Source organism: Actinospineispora spinosispora DSM 44797, from assembly GCF_000429025.1.
GTDB lineage: Bacteria > Actinomycetota > Actinomycetes > Mycobacteriales > Pseudonocardiaceae > Pseudonocardia > Pseudonocardia spinosispora.
The window spans coordinates 47,520-68,939 of sequence record NZ_AUBB01000036.1; the positions used below are offsets into that span (position 1 = coordinate 47,520).

At 69.0% G+C, this 21,420-nt stretch carries 19 protein-coding genes; 11 read left to right on the forward strand and 8 right to left on the reverse strand.

What is annotated here, in order from left to right:
- Window positions 1-70: 70 nt before the first annotated feature.
- On the reverse strand, window positions 71-1,336 hold the full coding sequence (locus G406_RS0117660; RefSeq protein WP_028934858.1) for a cytochrome P450: 1,266 nt from the start codon (window positions 1,334-1,336) through the stop codon (window positions 71-73).
- 180 nt (window positions 1,337-1,516) lie between these two features.
- Here G406_RS0117660 and G406_RS0117665 point away from each other — a divergent pair, with 180 nt between their 5' ends.
- Window positions 1,517-1,954, forward strand: a complete 438-nt coding sequence (locus G406_RS0117665; RefSeq protein ID WP_028934859.1) for an ester cyclase — start codon at window positions 1,517-1,519, stop codon at window positions 1,952-1,954.
- Window position 1,955: 1 nt separating this feature from the next.
- Here the strand turns inward: G406_RS0117665 and G406_RS0117670 are convergent, their stop codons facing one another.
- A complete protein-coding gene (locus tag G406_RS0117670) occupies window positions 1,956-2,495 on the reverse strand; it encodes a MarR family winged helix-turn-helix transcriptional regulator (protein ID WP_028934860.1) in 540 nt (179 codons plus the stop codon).
- Window positions 2,496-2,547: 52 nt separating this feature from the next.
- Here G406_RS0117670 and G406_RS0117675 point away from each other — a divergent pair, with 52 nt between their 5' ends.
- The 6 genes from G406_RS0117675 to G406_RS0117700 all read left to right on the forward strand — a co-directional run bounded on the left by G406_RS0117675 (window position 2,548) and on the right by G406_RS0117700 (window position 11,233).
- Complete coding sequence (locus tag G406_RS0117675; RefSeq protein WP_342666226.1) at window positions 2,548-3,732, forward strand: acyl-CoA dehydrogenase family protein; 1,185 nt, start codon at window positions 2,548-2,550, stop codon at window positions 3,730-3,732.
- Between the two features lie 12 nt (window positions 3,733-3,744).
- Window positions 3,745-4,923, forward strand: a complete 1,179-nt coding sequence (locus G406_RS54115; protein WP_051342265.1) for a CaiB/BaiF CoA transferase family protein — start codon at window positions 3,745-3,747, stop codon at window positions 4,921-4,923.
- Entirely contained in the window at window positions 4,920-6,686 is a 1,767-nt protein-coding gene (locus G406_RS0117685; RefSeq protein WP_028934862.1) for an acyclic terpene utilization AtuA family protein, read from the forward strand. Before G406_RS54115 ends, G406_RS0117685 begins: the two co-directional genes overlap by 4 nt.
- Window positions 6,687-6,855: 169 nt before the next feature.
- On the forward strand, window positions 6,856-10,089 hold the full coding sequence (gene icmF, locus G406_RS0117690) for a fused isobutyryl-CoA mutase/GTPase IcmF (protein ID WP_028934863.1): 3,234 nt from the start codon (window positions 6,856-6,858) through the stop codon (window positions 10,087-10,089).
- Between the two features lie 153 nt (window positions 10,090-10,242).
- Window positions 10,243-10,824 carry a hypothetical protein gene (locus G406_RS0117695; protein ID WP_028934864.1) on the forward strand — a complete coding sequence of 194 codons (582 nt, stop codon included), beginning with the start codon at window positions 10,243-10,245 and terminating at the stop codon, window positions 10,822-10,824.
- A gap of 85 nt (window positions 10,825-10,909) precedes the next feature.
- Window positions 10,910-11,233, forward strand: coding sequence for a hypothetical protein (locus G406_RS0117700; RefSeq protein ID WP_051342266.1), 324 nt, complete (start codon window positions 10,910-10,912; stop codon window positions 11,231-11,233).
- A gap of 15 nt (window positions 11,234-11,248) precedes the next feature.
- On the opposite strand, the gene G406_RS0117705 is transcribed toward G406_RS0117700, so the two are convergent.
- The 5 genes from G406_RS0117705 to G406_RS0117725 form a co-directional block, all read right to left on the reverse strand.
- Entirely contained in the window at window positions 11,249-12,160 is a 912-nt protein-coding gene (locus G406_RS0117705) for an LLM class flavin-dependent oxidoreductase (protein WP_211241182.1), read from the reverse strand.
- Window positions 12,160-13,314: an acyl-CoA dehydrogenase family protein gene (locus G406_RS0117710; protein ID WP_028934867.1), complete on the reverse strand. Its 1,155-nt coding sequence runs from the start codon at window positions 13,312-13,314 to the stop codon at window positions 12,160-12,162. Before G406_RS0117710 ends, G406_RS0117705 begins: the two co-directional genes overlap by 1 nt.
- Window positions 13,315-13,316: 2 nt before the next feature.
- Window positions 13,317-14,075, reverse strand: a complete 759-nt coding sequence (locus G406_RS0117715; protein WP_051342267.1) for an SDR family NAD(P)-dependent oxidoreductase — start codon at window positions 14,073-14,075, stop codon at window positions 13,317-13,319.
- 64 nt (window positions 14,076-14,139) lie between these two features.
- A complete protein-coding gene (locus G406_RS0117720) occupies window positions 14,140-14,931 on the reverse strand; it encodes an enoyl-CoA hydratase-related protein (RefSeq protein ID WP_028934869.1) in 792 nt (263 codons plus the stop codon).
- A gap of 47 nt (window positions 14,932-14,978) precedes the next feature.
- The gene (locus G406_RS0117725) at window positions 14,979-16,124 is read right to left on the reverse strand and encodes an acetyl-CoA C-acyltransferase (RefSeq protein WP_028934870.1); all 1,146 of its coding nucleotides are present in this window, start codon (window positions 16,122-16,124) and stop codon (window positions 14,979-14,981) included.
- An 87-nt stretch (window positions 16,125-16,211) separates the two neighbouring features.
- On the opposite strand from G406_RS0117725, the gene G406_RS0117730 reads away from it, so the two are divergent.
- The 4 genes from G406_RS0117730 (at window position 16,212) to G406_RS47665 (ending at window position 19,500) form a co-directional block, all read left to right on the forward strand.
- Window positions 16,212-16,985: an enoyl-CoA hydratase/isomerase family protein gene (locus G406_RS0117730; protein WP_028934871.1), complete on the forward strand. Its 774-nt coding sequence runs from the start codon at window positions 16,212-16,214 to the stop codon at window positions 16,983-16,985.
- Complete coding sequence (locus tag G406_RS0117735; RefSeq protein ID WP_037077180.1) at window positions 16,978-18,000, forward strand: LLM class flavin-dependent oxidoreductase; 1,023 nt, start codon at window positions 16,978-16,980, stop codon at window positions 17,998-18,000. Before G406_RS0117730 ends, G406_RS0117735 begins: the two co-directional genes overlap by 8 nt.
- A 154-nt stretch (window positions 18,001-18,154) precedes the next feature.
- Window positions 18,155-18,940, forward strand: coding sequence for an enoyl-CoA hydratase-related protein (locus G406_RS0117740; RefSeq protein WP_051342268.1), 786 nt, complete (start codon window positions 18,155-18,157; stop codon window positions 18,938-18,940).
- Window positions 18,941-19,011: 71 nt separating this feature from the next.
- Entirely contained in the window at window positions 19,012-19,500 is a 489-nt protein-coding gene (locus G406_RS47665; RefSeq protein ID WP_037077182.1) for a MarR family winged helix-turn-helix transcriptional regulator, read from the forward strand.
- A 200-nt stretch (window positions 19,501-19,700) separates the two neighbouring features.
- Here G406_RS47665 and G406_RS0117750 read toward each other — a convergent pair whose 3' ends face one another.
- Window positions 19,701-21,344 (reverse strand): AMP-binding protein, encoded by a 1,644-nt coding sequence (locus G406_RS0117750; protein ID WP_028934874.1) that lies wholly within the window; start codon window positions 21,342-21,344, stop codon window positions 19,701-19,703.
- Between the last annotated feature and the right edge of the window lie 76 nt (window positions 21,345-21,420).

Genomic DNA, 21,420 nt, shown 5'->3' on the forward strand with positions numbered 1-21,420 from the left:
GAAAAGCGTGTCGTGAGTGCTCCGAGCGCCTACGCCTTCGGCGCCGCTTCGCGGTAGACACCCTTGCCACTCACGACGGTGGGGTCCAGGTTGCTGGGAGGGTCATTACTCCGTTCATGAAGTTGGAGAGCATCAGGTCTCTGTCGCCGACCTGCAGGTTCTTCATTCGGGTGTAGATCTCCCACATCTCGGACTTCAGCATCTGCTTGCCGAGCATGTTGCCCAGGCAGTAGTGCGGTCCGCCGCCACCGAACGCCTGGTGCGGGTTCTTCTTCCACGGGCGCGTGACGTCGAAGGTGTCCGGGTTCTCGAAGACCTCACCGTCCCGGTTGCCGGAGATGTACCAGAGGACGACCTTGTCGCCCGCTTTGATCGTCTTCCCGCCGAGCTCGTAGTCCCGGGTCGCGGTGCGCCGGAAGTGCATGAGCGGCGGTTCCATCCGCAACGCTTCGTTGACCGCATCCTCGGACCGCGCGTCGAAGTCCTCGAACACGTACTCCAGCTGGTCGGGGTGCTGGGCGAACAGTGCGATCAGGTGCGCCATGGAGTGGCGGGTCGTGTCGTTGGCCGCGCCGGCGAGCAGCGCGAAGAACACGCCGACCTCCTCGACGGTCATCTTCTGACCCTCGTACTGCGCCTGCGACACCCAGGTCATCAGGTCGTCGCCGGGCTTCTCGCGCCGCTGCTTGGCCAGCCGCAGCGCCAGCTCACCGAGCCGAGAGGAGGCGTCGGCGAAGACCTGCAGCGGCGAGCCGATGTGCGCGTACTCCGGGTCGGCCCAGGCGCCCATCTGCTCGGCGAGATCCATCGTGTGCTGGACCTCCTCGCGCTCGGTGATCCCGAAGAACGACGCGAAGACCCGGCCGGGGACCTCCTTGGTGATCAGTTCGCACAGGTCGCCCTCGCCGAGCGGCGCGACCTCGTCGATGATCCGCCGCACGGTCGCCTTGGTGTCATCCTCCATCTTCTTGATGTGCTTCGGGGTGAACGCGGCGCTCACGATCCCGCGCATCTGTGGGTGCCTCGGGGCGTCGGTGACGATGAACGAGAGCATGGTCTCCAGCTGCGGGAAGTCGTCCATGAAGACGCCGTCCGCCGAGCTGAACACCTCGGGGTTACGCGAGATCTCCTTGATGTGCGCGTGCTTGACGATCGACCAGTAGCCCTTGGCGTTGTCCAGGTTCGGGTCGAGCGCCTCGGGAGGACTGTGCCAGCTGACCGGCTCGTTCTCCCGCAGCCACGTGAACGTGTCGTGGTGGACCTGGCGCGGTTCACCCCAGAACTTCATCGTGCTGAGGTTGAACTCCGCCGTCTCCGGCGTCTGCTCGATGGTCATGACTTCCCTCCTTGGAACTCGCTCGGCAGGACGGTAGGCCGCTGTGACCTGCCCCACGACCCCCGCGAGTGGCAATTTCTGCCCCCTTCGGATGCGGAGCCCGGCATCCAGGCCGGTCCGGCGGTAGGCTGAGGCCGAATTAAGTCTAATACTCATTAATTGAGGACACGAGGAGATGTCATGACCACATCGCTGTCCCAGACGTTGGCGCTGTACCCGTCGCGCTACTTCGCGGCATGGAACGGCCACCAGCTCGACGGCACGGACGGGCTGCTCGCACCTCGCTTCAGCTGGACCGACCCGTCACTGCCCGCCGAGCTGACCGACCTCGAGGGCGCGCACGGCTTCTTCCAGATGTCCTGGGCGGCGTTCCCGGACATCCGCTTCACCGCACTCGGCGAGCCACTGCTGGACGAGGCGAACCGCAGGGTCGCGGCCGAGTGGCGCATGACCGGCACCCACACCGGAGCTGAGTTCCCGCCCGGTGCACCGGCCAGCGGCAAGTCGTTCGACGTGCTCGGCACGGACATCTTCACCGTCGACGACGAGGGGCGGGCCGGCGCGATCCGTGCCTACTACGACGCCGCCACCCTGGCCCGCCAGCTCGGCCTCGCCTGACTCACCGGTCGCCGATCCTCTCCCGCACCTCACGCACCACCTCGGTCAGCGTGATCGCCAGCCGGTCGCTCACCTCGGGCAGCCCGTAACCAGCCTGAGCCAGGGTCCGGTTGGCGTCCGCGAGCGCCGCCACCCCCTCCCCGGTCAACGTCGCGAGCACGGTCCGTCGATCGGTCGGGTGCGGCGCACGGGTCACCAGCGCTCGCTTCTCCAGCTTGTCCGCGACCAGGCTGATCGTCGTGGGATGCAGCATGAGCCGTCTGCTCAGCTGCCCCATCGGCAGCGTGTGGTCACCGGCGATCCTGAGCGTGCACAGGATCAGGTACGCGGTGCGGGTCAGGTCGTGCTCGCGCAGCGCACGATCCAGCTCGGCCCCGACGACCTGGTGCAACCGCATGACGGCGGCCATCGCCGCGAAGTGGTCGGGCTCCGGCTCGCCCGCGTCCGCCCAGCGACGACGCGACCATTCGATCGAGTCACGCCGGGGCGCGACATCTCCTCCGGCGTCCGAAGATGGCTCCGAAGGCTGCTTTCTCGACACCCGAAGTACTCTAGTCTAAAATTATTTGGTGCGAGACTAAACGCGCCACGTCATGAAGGTCGGTACCACCATGGATTTCGAGGAGAACGAGGACCACCGGGCTATCCGGCACGCCGTACGGGACGTCTGCTCGCAGTTCGACGACGACTACTGGATGCGTCTGGAGGCCGAGCACGAGTTCCCCTGGGAGTTCTACGACGCGATGGCCAAGGGCGGCTGGATCGGCATCGCGATTCCCGAGGAGTACGGCGGCGGCGGGCAGGGCATCACCGAGGCCTCGATCGTCCTGGAGGAGGTCGCCGCATCCGGCGCCTGCATGAACGGCGCGAGCTCGATCCACCTGTCGATCTTCGGCATGCACCCGGTCGTGCTGCACGGCAGCGAGGACATCAAGCAGCGCCACCTCACCAGGGTCGCCTCCGGTGACCTGCACGTCGCGTTCGGCGTGACCGAGCCGGACGCCGGGCTGGACACCACGTCGATCAGTACTCGCGCCGTGAAGGACGGTGACGACTACGTGGTGCACGGCCGGAAGGTCTGGACGTCCAAGGCCCTCGAGTCGGAGCGTGTGCTGCTGCTGACCCGCACCACACCCAAGGCCGAGTGTGCGAAGCCGACCGACGGCATGACGCTGTTCGTGGCGAAGCTGAAGGACCCGGCCGTCCACATCAACGCCATCCCGAAGCTCGGGCGCAACGCCGTGGCGTCCTGCGAGGTGCTCTACGACGGGCTGCGGGTCGAGGGCAGGGACCGGGTCGGCGAGGAGGGCAAGGGCTTCCGCTACCTGCTCGACGGGCTGAACGCCGAGCGCGTCCTGATCGCGTCCGAGGCGCTCGGCACCGGCCGGGCCGCGCTGCGCCGCGCGGTCACCTACGCGAACGAGCGGGTGGTGTTCGGCCGGCCGATCGGCAAGAACCAGGGCATCGCGTTCCCGCTCGCCGACGCGCACGCGCGTCTGCGCGCCGCCGAGCTGATGATCCGCGAGGCCTCCTGGCGGCTCGACCGGCGACTGCCGGCGGGCGAGCAGGCGAACTCGGCGAAGTACCTGGCGGCCGACGCCGCGTTCCAGGCCGCCGACGCGGCGGTGCAGACGCACGGCGGTTTCGGCTACGCCTCGGAGTACCACGTCGAACGGTACTTCCGGGAGGCCCGGCTGCTGCGCCTCGCGCCGCTGCCGCAGGAGATGGTCCTCAACTACCTGGCCGAACACGTCCTCGGTCTGCCCAAGTCCTACTAGGAGACACCGCAGATGAGTGAGTTCCCGCTGGACGGCATCCGAGTGCTCGACCTGTCCAGGGCGATCTCCGGGCCCTACGTCGGACGCATGCTGTCCGACCTGGGCGCGGAGGTGGTCAAGGTCGAGGTGCCCGGCACCGACATCACCCAGGTGTTCGGGCCGCGCAGCCATGGTCATTCCGGGCTGTACGTACAGCAGAACGCGGGCAAGTCGAACATCTCGATCGACCTGGGCACCGACGCCGGGTCCGCGCTGCTGCGTCAGCTCGTCGCCGAGACCGACGTGGTGATCGAGAACTTCCGGCCGGGGATCGTCGACCGGCTCGGCGTCGGCTGGACTGCGTTGTCCGAGGTCAACCCCGGCCTGGTGATGCTGTCGGTGTCCGGGTTCGGTCAGTGGGGGCCCGAGTCCCGGCGGCAGGCCTATGCGCCGGTGGTGCACGCGGAGGCCGGTCTGCTCGGACGGCAGGCCGAGGTCGACGGCGCCGAGCCGAACGACGTGGTCATGGCGCTCGCGGACTCGGTGACCTCGCTGCACGGGATGGTCGCGGTGCTGTCCGCATTGCGACTGCGCGACCGGACCGGCGCCGGCCAGTACATCGACCTGAGCATGTTCGAGTCGATGCTGGCCACCGACGACTACACGCACTACAGCCTGGAGGGGACCTACCCGGTCTCCCCGGCGACCGGTTCGGTGTTCCAGGCCGCCGGTGGCCCGCTGCTCATCTCGGCGGATCCCAAGTACCTGTGGCACCGGCTGTCCGCCGCGCACGGCCTGACCGATCCGGACCCGGAGGTCACCGGTCCTCAGCGGTTCGCGAACCGCGCCGAGGTGATCGAGCAGTGGGTCGCGGGCTTCGCGCAGCGGTCCGAGCTGCTGGCCGCGTTGGAGGCGGCGGGAGTCGCCTGGGCCGAAATCCGCACCCCGGCGACTCTCATGTCCTCACCTACGATCACCGCGCGCGAGGTCGTCGCACAGGTGGACAACCGGGAGGGCGGCACCCGGCCGGTCATCCGCATGCCGTACCGCTTCTCGGCGGGCGCGTGCGAGCCGCGCGGCGGCGCGGCGTTCGTCGGTGAGCACAACGCCGAGATCCTGTCCCGCTGGCTCGACCTCGATGGCGAACGCATCGCCGAGCTCGAACGGTCCGGCGCGCTGCTACCCACCCCGGTCGGCAAGGAGACCCGATGAGACCCGTCCGGATCGGCAACTGCTCCGGGTTCTACGGCGACCGGATCGACGCGGCAAGGGAGATGGTCGAGGGCGGGCCGATCGACGTGCTCACCGGCGACTACCTGGCCGAGCTGACCATGCTCATCCTGTGGAAGGCACGGCAGAAGGACCCGTCGGCGGGTTACGCGCGCACCTTCCTGACCCAGCTGGAGCACGTGCTCGGCACGTGTCTGGACCGGGGCATCCGGATCGTCACCAACGCCGGCGGCCTCAACCCGTCCGGTCTGACCGAGCAGATCGCCGAGCTCGCCTCCCGGCTCGGGCTCGCGCCGAAGGTCGCCTACCTGACCGGCGACAACCTGGTCGACCGGCTGGACGAGCTGCAGGCGGCCGGTGTCGACCTGTCGAACCTGGACACCGGACGCCCGCTCGCCGAGTCCGGCCGCACGGCGATCTCGGCGAACGCCTACCTGGGCGGCTGGGGCATCGCCGAGTGCCTGTCCCACGGCGCGGACATCGTGGTGTGCCCCCGGGTCACCGACGCCTCGCTGGTCGTCGGGCCGGCCGCGTGGTGGCACGGCTGGGCGCGCGACGACTTCGACGCGCTCGCCGGGGCGGTCGCCGCCGGGCACGTCATCGAGTGCGGCCCGCAGGCGACCGGCGGCAACTACTCGCACCTGGCGGAGATCACCGACCGCCGCTATCCCGGCTTCCCGATCGCCGAGGTCGCCTCGGACGGCTCCAGCGTCATCACCAAGCACGACGACACCGGCGGGCTCGTCTCGGCCGGCACGGTCACCGCGCAGCTGCTGTACGAGATCGGCGCACCCGCGTACCCGAACCCGGACGTCGTCGCGCACTTCGACACCCTGGCCCTGACCCAGGAGGCGCCGCACCGGGTGCGGATCAGCGGCTGCACCGGCACTCCGCCACCGCCGACGCTGAAGGTCGCGCTGAACCAGCTGGGCGGCTACCGCAACACAATGACGCTGGTGCTCACCGGCCTGGATATCGCCGAGCGTGCCGCGTACGCGGAGCAGCTGCTGTTCGAAGTGCTCGGCGGGCGAGAGAAGTTCGCCGAGACCGACGTCCGGCTGCTGCGCTTCGACCACGCGGACGCGGACACGAACGTCGAAGCGACGGCCCACCTGCGGATCACGGTGAAGGACCCGGACAAGCGCAAGGTCGGCAGGGCGTTCTCCAATGCGACGATGGAGCTGGCGCTCGGCGGCTACGCGGGCTTCCACACAACGACCCCGCCCACCCCGGAGACCGCGTACGGCGTCTACTGGCCCGCCCTGGTCCCGTCCGAACACGTCACCCAGGAAGCGGTCCTGCCCGACGGCACCCGCCGCACCATCCCCCACACCCCGCACACCCCCTCACAACCCCGCGAGTCGGGGAATTCGTCAGAGCGAGTCGGGGAATTCGTCAGCGGCCCGACCGAACGCGCCCCGCTGGGCAATGTCTGCGCGGCACGGTCCGGTGACAAGGGTGGCAACGCCAACGTCGGACTGTGGACCCGCACCGCCGAGGAGTACGACTGGCTGCGCGCCCACCTCACCGAGGCGAAGTTACGCGAGCTGCTGCCCGAGGCCGACAAGCTCGCCATACAGCGCTACGAACTGCCGAACCTGTACGCGCTGAACTTCGTGGTCGTGGGCCTGCTCGGCGAGGGCGTCGCGTCGAGCACCCGCCCGGACCCCCAGGCCAAGGGCCTGGGCGAGTACCTGCGCTCCCGCCTCACAGACATCCCCACCCGCCTGCTCGGTAAGCGATAACCCCAGTTCAGGACCCGTGAGTGGCGAGTGGTCTCCCCGGACCACTCGCCACTCACGGGTGTGCATCGAGAGGGAAGTCACTGCGGCTTCTGTTCTACTTCCGATAGTTTGGTGTCATAGTAAATCGGGTAGTCGATGACGCTTACCTAGCACTGCACGGGGAGACACCATGGAGCTGCACCAGCCGGTCAATCCGGTCCGCTTCGTCACCGCGGCCAGCCTGTTCGACGGTCACGACGCGGCGATCAACATCATGCGGCGGATCCTGCAGCGCCAGGGCGCCGAGGTGATCCACCTCGGCCACAACCGCTCGGTCGACGAGGTCGTCGCGGCGGTCATCCAGGAGGACGCCCAGGGTGTGGCGATCAGCTCCTACCAGGGCGGGCACGTCGAGTACTTCTCCTACCTGGTCGAGCTGCTGCGCGAACGCGGCGCCGGCCACGTCAAGGTGTACGGCGGTGGCGGCGGCGTCATCGTCCACGAGGAGATCGAGCTGCTGCACTCGCGCGGCGTCTCCCGCATCTTCTCCCCGGACGACGGCCAGAAGCTCGGCCTGCCCGGCATGATCAACCTGATGATCCGCGAGTGCGACACGGACCTCAGCGCCGAGCCGCCCTCGGACTATGACGGCGTCTTCACCGGCGAGCCCGCCACACTCGCCCGCGCGCTGACCATGGCCGAGACCGGCACGCTGCCCGACGAGGTACGCACCCGCATCACCGAGGCCGTGGAACGCCACCCCGTCCCGGTACTGGGCATCACCGGCACCGGCGGTTCCGGTAAGTCCTCGCTCACCGACGAGCTGGTCCGCCGCTTCCGGCTCGACCAGGAGGACAAGCTGCGCATCGCGGTCCTCGCGGTCGACCCGACCCGGCGCAAGGGCGGCGGCGCGCTGCTCGGCGACCGGATCCGGATGAACGCGCTGGTCGGCGACCAGGTCTTCTTCCGTTCGCTTGCCACCCGGGGCACGGACGGCGGCCTGCCGGAACGCCTCGGTGACACGCTCGACGTGCTCAAGGCGGCCGCGTTCGACCTGATCATCGTCGAGACACCGGGTATCGGTCAGGGCGATGCGGGCATCGTGCCGTTCGCGGACAGCTCGCTGTACGTCATGACACCGGAGTTCGGCGCCGCGTCCCAGCTCGAGAAGATCGACATGCTGGACTTCGCGGACGCCGTGGCGATCAACAAGTTCGAGCGCCGGGGCGCCGAGGACGCGCGCCGTGACGTGAGCCGGCAGCTGGTCCGCAACCGGGACGCGTTCGGCCAGAGCTGGGAGGACATGCCGGTCTACGGCACCTCGGCCGCCACGTTCAACGACGACGGCGTCACCGCGCTCTACCACCACCTCACCGACCTGCTGGCCGAACACGGCCTGACGATCGGTGAGGGCAGGCTGGCCAGGACCGACCGCAAGACCTCGTCCGGGTACGCGGCGGTCATCCCGCCGGAGAAGGTCCGCTACCTGGCCGACATCGCCGAGATCGTGCGCGGCTACCACAGTGCGACGGCCAAGCACTCCGACGCGGCCAAGCAGCGCCAGGCATTGCGCATCGCCAAGGCCGCGCTGGAGAAGGCCGAGGCCGACGCCGGCGGCATCGACGAGGTGCTGAAGTCCGCCGAGAAGGCGCTGCCCGCCGAGTCCGCCGAGCTGCTCGACGAGTGGCCGAGCGTCGTCGAGGACTACTCCGGCGACGAGCTGGTCGTGACGATCCGTGACAAGGAGCTGCACACCCAGCTGACCCGCGAGACGCTGTCCGGCAACAAGGTCCGCCGGGTGTCGCTGCCGAAGTACACCGACGACGCGGAGCTGCTGCGGTTCCTGCGTCGGGAGAACCTGCCCGGCAGGTTCCCGTTCACCGCGGGGGTGTTCCCGTTCAAGCGCGAGGGCGAGGACCCGGCCCGGATGTTCGCCGGTGAGGGCGACCCGTTCCGCACCAACCGCCGGTTCAAGTATCTGTCCTCGGACTCCGAGGCCAAGCGGCTGTCCACCGCGTTCGACTCGGTGACGCTGTACGGCCGCGACCCCGGCACCCGGCCCGACGTGTACGGCAAGGTCGGCACCTCGGGTGTCTCGATCGCCACGCTGGAGGACCTGAAGGCCCTCTACGACGGCTTCGACCTGTGCTCGCCGACCACGTCGGTGTCGATGACGATCAACGGTCCGGCACCGACGATCCTGGCGTTCTTCCTCAACGCGGCGATCGACCAGCAGTTCGACAAGTTCCGGGAGAAGAACGACCGCGAGCCCAGCGAGGACGAACGCGCCGAGCTCACCGCGTACGCGCTGGCGAACGTCCGGGGCACGGTGCAGGCCGACATCCTCAAGGAGGACCAGGGCCAGAACACCTGCATCTTCTCCACCGAGTTCTCACTGCGGATGATGGCCGACATCCAGGAGTGGTTCATCGAGCACAAGGTGCGCAACTTCTACTCGGTGTCCATCTCCGGCTATCACATCGCCGAGGCCGGCGCGAACCCGATCAGCCAGCTCGCCTTCACTCTCGCCAACGGCTTCACGTTCGTCGAGAGCTACCTGGCGCGCGGCATGGACATCGACGACTTCGCCGGCAACCTGTCGTTCTTCTTCTCCAACGGCATGGACGCCGAGTACTCGGTCATCGGCCGCGTGGCCCGCCGCATCTGGGCGGTGGCGATGCGTGAGCGCTACGGCGCGAACGAACGGTCGCAGAAGCTGAAGTACCACGTGCAGACCTCCGGTCGGTCGCTGCACGCGCAGGAGATGAACTTCAACGACATCCGCACCACGCTGCAGGCACTGTGCGCGCTGTACGACAACGCGAACTCGCTGCACACCAACGCCTACGACGAGGCGGTGACCACTCCGACCGAGTCCTCGGTACGCCGCGCGATGGCCATCCAGCTGATCATCAACCGGGAGTGGGGCCTGTCGATGAACGAGAACCCGCTGCAGGGTTCGTTCGTCATCGATGAGTTGACCGACCTGGTCGAGGAGGCGGTACTGCGGGAGTTCGACGCGATCGCCGAACGTGGTGGCGTGCTCGGTGCGATGGAGACCGGCTACCAGCGCGGCAAGATCCAGGACGAGTCGATGCTCTACGAGCACCGCAAGCACGAGGGCACGCTGCCGCTGATCGGCGTGAACACCTTCCTGCGTCCCGGCGCCGACGACGAGGAGCCGCAGACCATCGAGCTGGCGCGGGCGACCGAGGAGGAGAAGAAGTCCCAGCTGGACCGACTCGCCGACTTCCAGGCCCGCCACAACGACGACGCACCCACCGCGATCCGTCGTCTGCAGGACGCGGCGGTCGCCGGGGACAACGTCTTCGTCGAGCTGATGAAGGCCGCCAGGGTGTGTTCGCTCGGCCAGCTCACCGAGGCGTTCTTCGAGGTGGGCGGCCAGTACCGCCGCAACATGTAGCCCACCCGGCCTCGGGGGGAGGGGGAGAGGAGTACCCCCACCGACATGGGTGAACGTGCGAAGGTATTACACCAGCTACCGCACCTCCTCCCCCGAAGCGTCGTTGATTCAGCGATAGGCGAGTTCAGCTGTGCCCGGAGAGGATCACCGACGATGAAGCAGACCGCTCGGCGTGCCATGCAAGCCACCGCCGCGCTTGCCGGCATGGCCACGGCGTTCGGCATCCCCGGGACCGCGCTCGCGGCCACTCCCGGTCACGCCGGCCTCGCGCAGGAGCAGGCGCCCGGCGCCGCACTGAACTCTCCCTCGGCCGCTCCGTCGGCGAATGAGCTGCACAGCTTCCAGCTGCCCTCGCACGGCGTCCCGGTCAAGCGGGACAGCACCGACGCCGAAGACCAGTCCAGCTCGGACGAGTACAGCGACGACGGCTACAGCGACCGCGGTTACACCGACAACAACCGCAGCAGCGACAAGGCACGTCAGCGGGCCAACGCGGACCAACGGGAGAGCGGCAAGCGCGACTCGCACTGCGAGGGCGCGTCGGACGCCGACACCGCGATCGGTTCCAACGGCAACCGGGCGGACGACTACCCGGACGCCGATGACTACGACGAGGGCTGCACCGGCTACCACGCCCCCAAGGGCGCGAACGCCTACGACGACGACCAGTACCTCGGCTCCGACCAGAGCAAGGGCCGCGGCCGCGACCACTACCAGTTCGGCGGCCTCATCTAGACCAACGCGACACGACGGGGCCCTACTCCTTTCCCGTGGGAGTAGGGCCCCGTTGCTGTACCGGGCCACCGATAGGCTGAGAATCATGACTCCGCGCCTGGCTACCGCCTGCCTGTCTCTCAGTTTTCTGCTCGGCCTCGGTCTGCTCACCGGCTGTGGCGGTTCCGGTTCGAACACCGACTGCGACCTGGGCGGCTGCACCATCACGTTCGCCCGCAGCGGCGGAACGTCGGTGTCCGTGCTCGGCATCGAGGCGAAGCTGGTCGGTGTGCAGAACGGTCAGGCAACGCTCTCGGTGGCCGGCCACGAGGTGAACGTCCCGGTGGGCGGCGAAACCCAGTCCGAGGGCTTCACGATCCGCGTGGAGCGCCTGACCGACACCGAGGTGGTGGTCCGGGTGACCCACTGAGCGCGACCGCCAGGGTCAGGTTGCCAGGAGGGCTCGGACCTCGGCCACCGCGTCGACGCCCGCCTGCCAGCTCGGCGAGCAGGGCACCAGGGTGAGGCTGTGGGCGCCCGCGTCGACGTAGGGGCGCAGGAAGTCCGCCACCTGCGCGGGCGTGCCGGCGGGGCACAGGCGCTCGAACTTCTCGAACGGCAGTTTGTACAGGGCGGCCATCTTCTCCGCGACCAGCTCGCGGGCGACCGAGGCGTCGTCGGCGAGCCCGCACCACACCTCGAAGCCGTGCCGCGCCGGCACCGGACGGCCCTGCTCCTGGGCGAGCGCCGCGATCTGCCCGGTGAACTCGGTGAACTTGCGCGCCGAGACGAACATCGCCAGCCAGCCGTCGCCGTAGGAGACGGTCCGGCGGATGGTCGCCTCGGACTTGCCGCCGATCAGGATCGGCACCTCGGGCTTCTGCGCCGGCAGCACCGCGCCGGAGGAGATGCTGAAGAACTCCCCCGAGTGATCGACCGTCTCGCCGGTCGCCAGCCGGCGCAGCAAGCCGAGTGACTCGTCGATCCGACGTCCCCGCGTCGCCGGGTCGACGCCGCAGTTGCTGACCTCGGAGCGGTCCTCGCCACCCACCCCGACGCCGAGGGTCAGCCGTCCGGGCGCCAGGGAACTGAGCGACGCCAGTGAACGGGCCACGGTCATCGGGTGGCGCAGCGCCAGCTGGTAGACGCCGATCAGGACGGACACCCGATCCTCGGTGGCCAGCGCGGTGGCCGCGCCGAGCATGCCGTCGAAGCCGGTGCCACCGTGAAAGCTCACGTGGTCGGCCACCACGACGTGATCGATGCCGGCGTCGGCGATCCGACCGAGCAGCGCGCGCCGCTCGTCCGGCGCCACGCTGAGGATCTGGTCGTGGACCGACGTGCCGACCTCGAGCATCACTGCGCCTTCCGGTAGACGTCCTTCGAGATGATCCGCTTCTGGATTTCCGACGTGCCGTCCGCGACCAGGTAGGCCATGACGTCGCGGTAGCGCTGCTGCAGCGGGAACTCCGTCGAGTAGCCCAGGTTGCCGTGGATCTTCATGGCCGCCTGGATGGCATCGAGCGCGACCTGCGGCGGCCACCATTTGCTCATCGCGGCGAGCGCGGTGTGCGGTTCGTCGACCTGTCGCGCCCACAGCGCCCGGTAGCAGAGCAGCCGCGCCGCCTCGAGGTACGTCGTGTGCTCGGCCAGCGGGAACGACACCCCTTGGAACTCGCCGATCTTCTGGCCGAACGCCTCACGTTCCTGGGCGTACCGGGCGGCTTCGTCGAGCGAGGCGCGCGCGGCGCCGAGGCACAGCAGCCCGAGGGCGGACCGGCTGAAGTCGAAGTGGTGCATCGCGGCCGCGAACCCGTGGCCCTCCTCGCCGACCAGGTGATCCGACGGCACGAACACCTCGTCCATCGCGATCGATCCCCAGCCGAGTGGCAGACAGCCCATGCCGGGCATGTGCGCGACCGAGACCCCTTTCGACGCCATCGGGAGCAGGAAACAGCTGATGCCCTTGGACCGCGACGATCCGGGGTGCCGCGCGTAGATCAGCATGGTCTTGGCACACATCGCGTGCGTGATGGCGATCTTCTCGCCGGACAGCAGCCAGCCGCCGTCGACCGGCTTCGCCACGGTGCGCATCCCGGCGGCGTCCGATCCGGAGCCCGGCTCGGTGACCGCGATACCGGACACCGCGTCACCGGCGATCAGCTCCGGGATGTAACGCTCCTGGACCGCCCGGCTGCCGCCCTCACCGAGCTGCGCGGCGACCAGACCGCTCTGCACGGGTGCCGCCGCCACGTTGACGTCCCCGTAGGCGAGCGTCTCGGTGATCATGCCGAGGGTGACCGGGTCGTCCGGGCTGGTCCCGGTCCCGCCGAACTCCTCCGGCAGGCCGATGCCGAGCACCCCGAGCGCGGCCAGCTCCTTGTGCGCGTCCCAGGGGAACTCCGTGCTGGCCGCCCGGTCCCGGTAGGCGGGCAGGAGCTTCGTGCGGGCGTACCGGGCCAGCTCGACCCGGTACGCCTCCTGCTCGTCGGTGAGCGCGAAGGACAGCACGATCAGACCATGGTGAACCCGCCGCTGACGCTGAGCACCTGGCCGGTGATCCACGTCGACAGCGGGGAGGCGAGGAACACGACGGCGCCCGCGATGTCCGCCGGCGTACCGAGCCTGCCGAGCGGGTAGGCCTTGGCCAGCTTGTCCGCGCCGCCGACCGAGTCGATGAACCCGGAGCTGCCCGGGGTGACCGTGGTGCCGGGGGCGACCACGTTGGCCCGTACGCCCTTACGGCCGACCTCCTTGGCGAGGCTCTTGGTGACGCCGATGACGCCGGCCTTGGCGCCCGCGTACACGCTCATCGAGTGCTCGCCGGTGCGCGCGGAATCGGAGGCGACGTTCACGATCCGGCCCTGGGTCTCCAACAGGTCGGGCAGCGCGGCACGCATGACGTTGATCGTGCCGAGCAGCGTCACGTCGACGACCTTCTGCGCCTCCTCGGCGGAGGTGTCGGCGAACTTCTTGATCGCCCACGCGGCGGCGTTGTTGACCAGCACCGATACCGGCCCGAACTGCTCGCGCACCTGGGCCAGTCCCTGCTCGATGGACGCCGGGTCGGCGATGTTGAACTCGACACCGATCGCGGTGCCGCCCTTGCTGGTGATCTGCTCGGCGACGCTCTTCGCGGCCTCGGCGGACAGGTCCGCGATGGCCACCTTGGCGCCCGCCTCGGCGAGCATCGTGGCGATGCCCTCACCGATCCCGCTGCCACCGCCGGTGACCACGGCTACGTCCGAACTCAGGTCGATCTGAATGCTCATCTTCTGCCTCCGGAGCCGTGAGTGATGTGGGCTGCCATGGCAGCCCAAATCACTCACGGGTGTTTTAGTGGGCGTACTTGCCGAAGTCGGGCTTGCGCTTCTCGGCGAAGGCGTTGGCGCCCTCCTTCGCCTCGTCGGTCTGCAGGAAGCTGTCCAGACCCGCGATCGCCAGCTGCGACAGTCCGCCCTGGTGGTCGGTGTCGGCGTTGAACGAGTGCTTGAGGAAACGCAGTGCGGTCGGGCTGTAGGCGGCGATCTTCTCGCCCCACGCCTTCGCGGCCGGCAGCAGCTCCTCCTTCGGTACGACCTTGTTGACCAGGTTCCACCGCTCGGCGGTCGCCGCGTCGTACTGGTCGAGCAGGAACCAGATCTCCCGGGCGCGCTTCTCACCGACGACACGAGCAAGGTAGGCCGAGCCGAACCCGCCGTCGAACGAACCGACCCGGGGCCCGGCCTGACCGAACGTGGCGTTCTCGGCGGCGATGGACAGGTCGCACAGGACGTGCAGGACGTGCCCGCCGCCGATCGCGATGCCGTTGACCGCGGCGATGACCGGCTTCGGCACGTCCCGGATCAGCCGGTGGAAGTAGGCGACCTCGAACAGGCCGTTGTCGGTGGGCCCGTAGTCGCCGGTCTCGGCGCGCTGCTTGACGTCGCCGCCCACGCAGAAGGCCCGCTCACCAGCGCCGGTGAAGATGATCGCGTGGACCGCGTTGTCCGCCCAGGCGCGCTTGAACGCGTGGATCAGCTCTTCGATGGTCTTCGCGCGGAACGCGTTCATCCGCTTCTCACGGTCGATCGTGATGACCGCGTTCGGTCCGTCGACCTCGTACCGGACGTCCTCGTAGGTCGTCATCTCAGTCCTTCCACTGCGCTGTGATTCGGGAGGGGTTTCGGGGGTGTTCAGAGTCGTTCGAGCAGCGTGCCGGTGCCGAGACCGCCGCCGCAGCACATGGTCACCAACCCGTAGCGGCCGCCGGAGCGCCGCAGCTCGTGCACGGCCTTCGTGATGAGCACACAGCCGGTGCCGCCCAGCGGATGACCGAGCGCGATCGCGCCGCCGTTGGGGTTGACCTTCGCCATGTCCGGCTTGGTGTCCTGCGCCCAGGACAGCACGATCGACGCGAACGCTTCGTTGATCTCGACCAGGTCCAGGTCGTCGATGCCGAGCGAGTTGCGCTCCAGCAGCATCGGGGTGACCGCGTGCGGGCCGAGCAGCATGAGCACCGGGTCGACGCCGACGGTCGCGGTGTCGACGATGCGGGCGAGCGGCGTCAGGTTCAGCGTCGCCGCGATCCGCTCGCTCGCCACGAGCACCGCGCTGGCGCCGTCGGAGATCTGCGACGCACTGGCAGCGGTGTGGATGCCGTTCGGCACCACCGCGTCCAGCGACGCGAGCTTCTCGATGCTGGTCTCGCGCAGGCCCTCGTCGCGCGAGACGACGGTCCCGTCGGGTGCGGTGATCGGCACGATCTGATCGTCGAACCGGCCGTCCTCCCAGGCAGCGGCGGCACGCTGCTGCGAGGTGAGACCGAGCTCGTCGGCCTGCTCGCGGGTGACGCCCCACTTGGCCGCGATCTTCTCGGCGGCCTGGTACTGGTTGAGGAACTCGTAGTGGTCGAAGTACTCCTTGGGCACCGGGCGGCCCAGGTCGAAGTCCTTGCGGAAGTTCGACCCGATCGGGATGCGGCTCATCGACTCGACGCCGCACGCCAGGGCCAGGTCGACGACACCGGCTCCGACCAGTGCGGATGCCACGGTCAGTGCCTGCTGCGACGAGCCGCACTGGGCGTCGACGGTCGTCGCGGCCACGGTCTCCGGCAGTCCCTCGGCCAGCCACGCGGTGCGGGTGACGTTGAAGGCCTGCTCGCCGACCTGCGCGACACAGCCGCCGACCACCTGGCCGACCGAGGCCGGATCGACCCCGGCGGCCTCCAGGGCCGCGCGCTGAACCTGGCCGAGCAGCCGGGTCGGGTGCACCTGGGACAAGCCTTTGCCCCGGCGCCCGAGCGGCGTGCGAACGGCCGACACGATCACAGATTGCTCCACGACTCGATAGTAGAGCGCTAGACCTTTATTCTTCAAGTGGGACGCCGTACGCTCGGCGCGTGAGCCGGGACACCCAGGAGGAGTCACGTGAGTAACGACGACGTCGTGTCGTGGAGCACCGCCGACCGAATCCAGACGGTCCGACTGCGCCGTCCACCGGCGAACGCGCTGGGCCTGCCCCTGATCGAGGGCCTCAACCGGGCGCTGGACGAGTTCGAGGCCTCGGACGCGCGAGTACTGGTGATCGTCTCGGATCTCGACGGCTTCTTCGCGGCCGGCGCGGACATCAAGCTGATGGGTAACGCCACCGAGCAGGACTTCGCCGACTACGGCGCCCAGCTGCGCGTTCCGTTGGACCGGCTCTCCCGTTCCGACCGGCCGTCCATCGCCGCCATCGAAGGTCTCGCGCTGGGCGGCGGCCTGGAGCTGGCGATGGCGTGCACGCTGCGGGTCGGGGCGCGGGGCAGCAAGCTCGGCCTTCCGGAGACCAAGCTCGGCCTCATCCCCGGCGCGGGCGGCACGCAGCGGCTGCCCCGGCTGGTCGGCAGGGGCAGGGCGCTGGACATCATCCTCACCGCGCGCGACGTCTCCGCCGAGGAAGCCCACCAGATCGGGCTGCTCGACCGGCTCGTCGAACCGGGCACGGCGGAAAAGGAGGCACTCGCCCTCGCCCAGACGCTGTGCAGCCGCTCCGGCGCCGCGCTCACCCAGGTCATGCGCTGCATGGACGACGCCCAGGAGCTGTCCCTCGACGAGGGCAACGCGCGTGAGGCGCAGCGGGTGACCGCGCTGTTCACCGGGCCCGAAGCCCAAGAGGGACTGCAGGCATTTCTCCAGAAGAGGCGGCCGAACTATGCCTAAGCAGACGACCCGAGGGTTCACCGCGCTGCGCGGTGGTGTCCGGCAGATCGCGGAGGCGGCGGCGAAAGCGGAGCAGAGTGGTTTCCACACCGCCTGGTCACCGGAGTTCTACACCCGCTCCGCGGTGGTCACCCTCGCCCACATGGCCACCATGACCTCGACCGTACAGATCGGCAGCTCGATCGCCTACGGGGTGGGCCGCTCGCCGCTGACCGTCGCCACGGAGGCGCGCAGCCTCGACGAGCTGTCCGGCGGGCGGCTCGTACTCGGCCTGGGCACCGGCACCCGCCGGATGATGCAGAACTGGCACGGCGTCGACCCCGAGGGCCCCGCCTCTCGGATGGAGGAACTGGTTCCGCTGCTGCGCCGGCTGTGGCGACTGCACGAGGAGCCGGTGAAGCACGACGGCCGCTTCTACCACGTCGACCTCACCCCTACCGCCGAGATCGAGGCACCGGTCCGTACCGACATCCCGGTGTACACGGCCGGGGTCAACTCGCGCATGGTGGAGGTCGCCGGCCGGGTGTGCGACGGCTTCCTCGGTCATCCGCTGTTCTCGGCGGACTACCTGACCGAAGAGGTCCGCCCCGCGATCGCCCGCGGCGCGGCCAAGGGTGAACGGGACGCGAGCCGGGTCGCGGTGTGCGGCCTGGTGATCTGCTCGGTGGCCGACGACGAGGAGCAGGCCCGCCGCGAGGTGGCCGGCCAGCTCGCGTTCTACGCCGCGCCCAAGGCCTACGGCACGGTCCTGGAGCGCCAGGGCTTCGGCGAGGCGGGCGCGGCGATCCGCGAGGCGTTCGCTGCCCGCGACTTCGACGCGATGGCCAAGGCGGTCCCCGACGCCATGATCGACAAGCTCGCGGTCGCGGGCACCCCGTCCCAAGTGGCGGACCAGCTGAGCCGCTACGACGGCATCCTGGACCACGTGATCATCTACCCGGTGAGCTTCCAACTCACCCCCACCCGAAGCGACACCCTCCTGACCGACCTCCTGACCCACGCGGCGCCCCCGTGAGTGGCAAGTGGTTCTACCGCGAAGCGGCGCCGAAGGCGTAGCACCACTCGCCACTCACGACACGCTTTTGGTCGTGAGTGGCGAGTGGCGCTATAGGACCACTTGCCACTCACGAGGTAGTAGACCCAGCCACCACCAGAAGGAGGAGGAGCACATGAGCGACCTGACCACCGAGGTCAAGGACAACGTGCTCTGGATCCGCCTCAACCGCCCGGACAGACGCAACGCCTGGACAGCGACCTGCGGCCAGGAGATGACCCGGGCTCTGCAGACGGCCGAGGCGGACCCGGAGGTCCGCTGCATCGTCATCACCGGCGAGGGCACGGCGTTCTGCGCGGGCGTCGACCTGCGGGACGGCTTCGAGCAGGCGGCCGACGGCTCCCCCGACCTGCACGGCATGCACCACCGGCACTTCGTCCCGACGATCGTCGGCCTGCGCACGGTCGCGCTTCCGGTCATCACCGCGGTCAACGGCCCGGCCGTGGGTTTCGGTGCCAGCCTGGCGATGGTCGGCGACTTCGTCCTGATGGCCGAGTCGGCGACCCTGAAGCTCGCGTTCGTCTCGCTCGGCCTCAACCCGGACAGCGGTGGAACCCACATGCTGCCGGCACTCGTCGGCAGGCAGCGCGCCAACGAGATCGCCATGCTCGGCGGACCGGTCACCGCCGCTCAGGCGGCCGAGTGGGGCATCGCACACCGTGCGGTCGCGGACGACGAGCTGCTGAAGACCGCCGGCGAACTGGCCGCCAGGCTCGCCGTCGGACCCACCAAGGCGTACGCGGCGATCAAGCAGGCGTTCAACGCCGGCGAGCGGCCCAGCCTGGTGGAGCAGCTGGAACTGGAAGGTCAGCTGGTGCACTCGCTGGCCCGTACCCACGATTTCGGCGAGGGCGTCAGCGCCTTCCTCGAACGCCGTCCGGCCAGGTTCACCGGAGGCTGAGAACAAAAGCCACGTATCCTCAACTATCAGCGGCTAGACAGTTAGCCCGGACCGGCGGCGAGAGGTAACAGGTGAGCCCAGAAACGGATCCGGTGGAGTTCACCCGGCAGCACTGGTTGGAGAGCGAACAGCCTGGAGCGGAGCACTTCGCCGCCATGGGCGCGATGATGCGCGCTCACCAGCTGATGGTGGGCGAGCTGGACCGGCTGCTGAAGCCGTACGGCATCAGCCGCACGGCGTTCCTGCTGATGGCCACGCTGCTGATGTCGCGGGAGCACACCCGCCCGCTCGGCCAGCTGAGCAAGCACCTGATGGTGCACCCGACGACGGTCACCCTGGTGATCGACCAGCTCGAGACCCGCGGCCTGGTCACCCGCACGCCGCACCCGACCGACCGCCGCACGGTACTGGCCACCCTCACCGAGGAGGGCCTGACCACGGTCTCGAAAGCGGGCGAGGAGCTGGCCGGCGCCCAGTTCGGCCTGACCAACACGAGCGAGTCCCTGGCCGCCCGCCTGGCCGGGGTCCTGGCCCAGGTCAGAACAAAAATGGGCGACTAACCTCGTGAGTGCCCCGGGGGGGGTGTGCACTCTCACGAGGCGCAACCCCGTCCCCGACTCCAAGGCATCTCGGCTTCGCCGTCGACCGTGAGTGGCAAGTGGTCCTATAGCAACCCTGGGCACTCACGACGGTAAAGCTGTCGTGAGTGCCCAGGGTTGCTACGCCTTCGGCGCCGCTTCGCGGTAGAACCACTTGCCACTCACGTGGGGTTTGTCAGTTTTTCTCGCAGGACGAACTTTTGGATCTTGCCTGTTGCCGTCATGGGGAGTTCGTCGATCAGCTCCAGGCGTTCAGGGAGCTTCACCACCGCGATCTGACGTTCGTTGCGCAGGTAGTCGGTCAGCTCCTCGAACGTCGGCGCCTCACCAGCCGGGACCACGAACGCGCAGGCCCGCTCGCCCAGCACCCGGTCCGGCATCGCCACGACAGCGGCGGCCGCGACCTTGGGGTGGGTCACCAGGTGGTCCTCGACCTCACGCGCGGAGATGTTGGTACCACCCCGGATGATCAGGTCCTTGATCCGGCCGGTGACCCGCATGTAGCCCTCGTCGTCGACCCGGCCGAGGTCCCCGGAGTGTGAGACGCCGTTGGGCTCGATGGCCTCGGCGGTGCGCTCCGGATCACGCCAGTAGCCGAGCATCAGCCCGGGACCGCCGTGGCAGATCTCGCCTTCCTCACCGGCCGCCACCTGGGTGCCGTCCTCGGCCTGGATACGCAGGTCGACGCCGGGCAGCGCGCGCCCGTCGGAGGACAGCACCTTGTCCGGATCGTCGCCCTGACGGCAGCTGGTGACCAGCAGTCCTTCGCTGCGGCCGTAGATCGGCAGCAGCGCGCAGTCCGGGAACTTGGCCTTCCAGTCGGCGAGCAGACCGGGCGGGATCGGCGCACCGGCGCTGGCCCAGACCCGCATCGAGGTCAGGTCGTGCTTCTCCGGGTCGTACGCGTCCAGTGCCATCTGGACGAACGGCGTGGCGCCCATGCTGACGGTGCAGCCGTGTTCCCGAATCCGCTCGAGGCCCGCGTTGGCCTCCCAGGAGTCCATCACGTGTGTGCTGGCACCGAGCACGAGTGGGATGGTCACCCCGACCGCGAGGCCGGTCGCGTGGGTGATCGGCGACGGCATGAACAGCGTGTCGTCCGGGCCGACCCCCAGCACGTCCTCACCGAGGGCGTGCACGGTGTAACCGAACGTGTTGAACGTGTGGTAGCAGCCTTTCGGCCGGGACTCGGTGCCGGAGGTGAAGATGATCGCGTGCGGGTCGTCGGCGCTGGGCAACGGCCCGAGCTCGTCCGCACTCGGGACGTCGTCGCCCGCCACGAGGTCCTCGTAGCGCGACTCACCGTCGCCGGCCTCGGTCCGGACCGTGATGACGTGGCGCAGTGTCGGGCAGTTCGGCCGGACGTCGCGGATCATCTGGTGGTAGTCGAACTTGCGGTAGGTGCCGCACACGACGGACACCACGGCACCCGCGTGGTTGATCGCGTGCGTGACCTCGTCCCACCGGTAGATCGGCATGGTCGGCACCAGGACCGCGCCGAGCCGACCGAGTGCCGCGTAGACCACCACGTACTCGTTCCAGCTGGGCAGCTGCACCTGAACCCGGTCGCCGTGTTCGACGCCCAGCTCGCGCAGCCGCAGGGCCAGCCGAAGACTCTGCGCGTGCAGCTGCGACCAGGTCAGTTCGCCGTAACCGTCGCTGACCGCGACCTTGTCGCCCTGGACCCCCGCCCAGTGCTCGACGCGTTCGGCGAGGGCGCCGTCGCGCCAGAACCCCTCGGAGCGGAACCCGGCGATCGTCTCTGCGCTGTAACGGTCCTCGGGCCTGATGATCTCGGAAGCCACGGCTCACCTCACTGGGACGCCGAACATGGAAGTCTAGAGTGCGATAGTCGCACCCTAGAGTATTTCCGGCGTCAGC

Coding starts and splice junctions, on each gene's coding strand:
- icmF (WP_028934863.1), top strand. CDS start 6,856: ATGGAGCTGCACCAGCCGGTCAATCCGGTCCGCTTCGTCACCGCGGCC.
- G406_RS0117705 (WP_211241182.1), bottom strand. CDS start 12,160: ATGCTCGAGGTCGGCACGTCGGTCCACGACCAGATCCTCAGCGTGGCG.
- G406_RS0117715 (WP_051342267.1), bottom strand. CDS start 14,075: ATGAGCATTCAGATCGACCTGAGTTCGGACGTAGCCGTGGTCACCGGC.
- G406_RS0117660 (WP_028934858.1), bottom strand. CDS start 1,336: ATGACCATCGAGCAGACGCCGGAGACGGCGGAGTTCAACCTCAGCACG.
- G406_RS54115 (WP_051342265.1), top strand. CDS start 3,745: ATGAGTGAGTTCCCGCTGGACGGCATCCGAGTGCTCGACCTGTCCAGG.
- G406_RS0117720 (WP_028934869.1), bottom strand. CDS start 14,931: ATGACGACCTACGAGGACGTCCGGTACGAGGTCGACGGACCGAACGCG.
- G406_RS0117740 (WP_051342268.1), top strand. CDS start 18,155: ATGAGCGACCTGACCACCGAGGTCAAGGACAACGTGCTCTGGATCCGC.
- G406_RS0117665 (WP_028934859.1), top strand. CDS start 1,517: ATGACCACATCGCTGTCCCAGACGTTGGCGCTGTACCCGTCGCGCTAC.
- G406_RS0117700 (WP_051342266.1), top strand. CDS start 10,910: ATGACTCCGCGCCTGGCTACCGCCTGCCTGTCTCTCAGTTTTCTGCTC.
- G406_RS0117685 (WP_028934862.1), top strand. CDS start 4,920: ATGAGACCCGTCCGGATCGGCAACTGCTCCGGGTTCTACGGCGACCGG.
- G406_RS0117695 (WP_028934864.1), top strand. CDS start 10,243: ATGAAGCAGACCGCTCGGCGTGCCATGCAAGCCACCGCCGCGCTTGCC.
- G406_RS0117735 (WP_037077180.1), top strand. CDS start 16,978: ATGCCTAAGCAGACGACCCGAGGGTTCACCGCGCTGCGCGGTGGTGTC.
- G406_RS0117675 (WP_342666226.1), top strand. CDS start 2,548: ATGAAGGTCGGTACCACCATGGATTTCGAGGAGAACGAGGACCACCGG.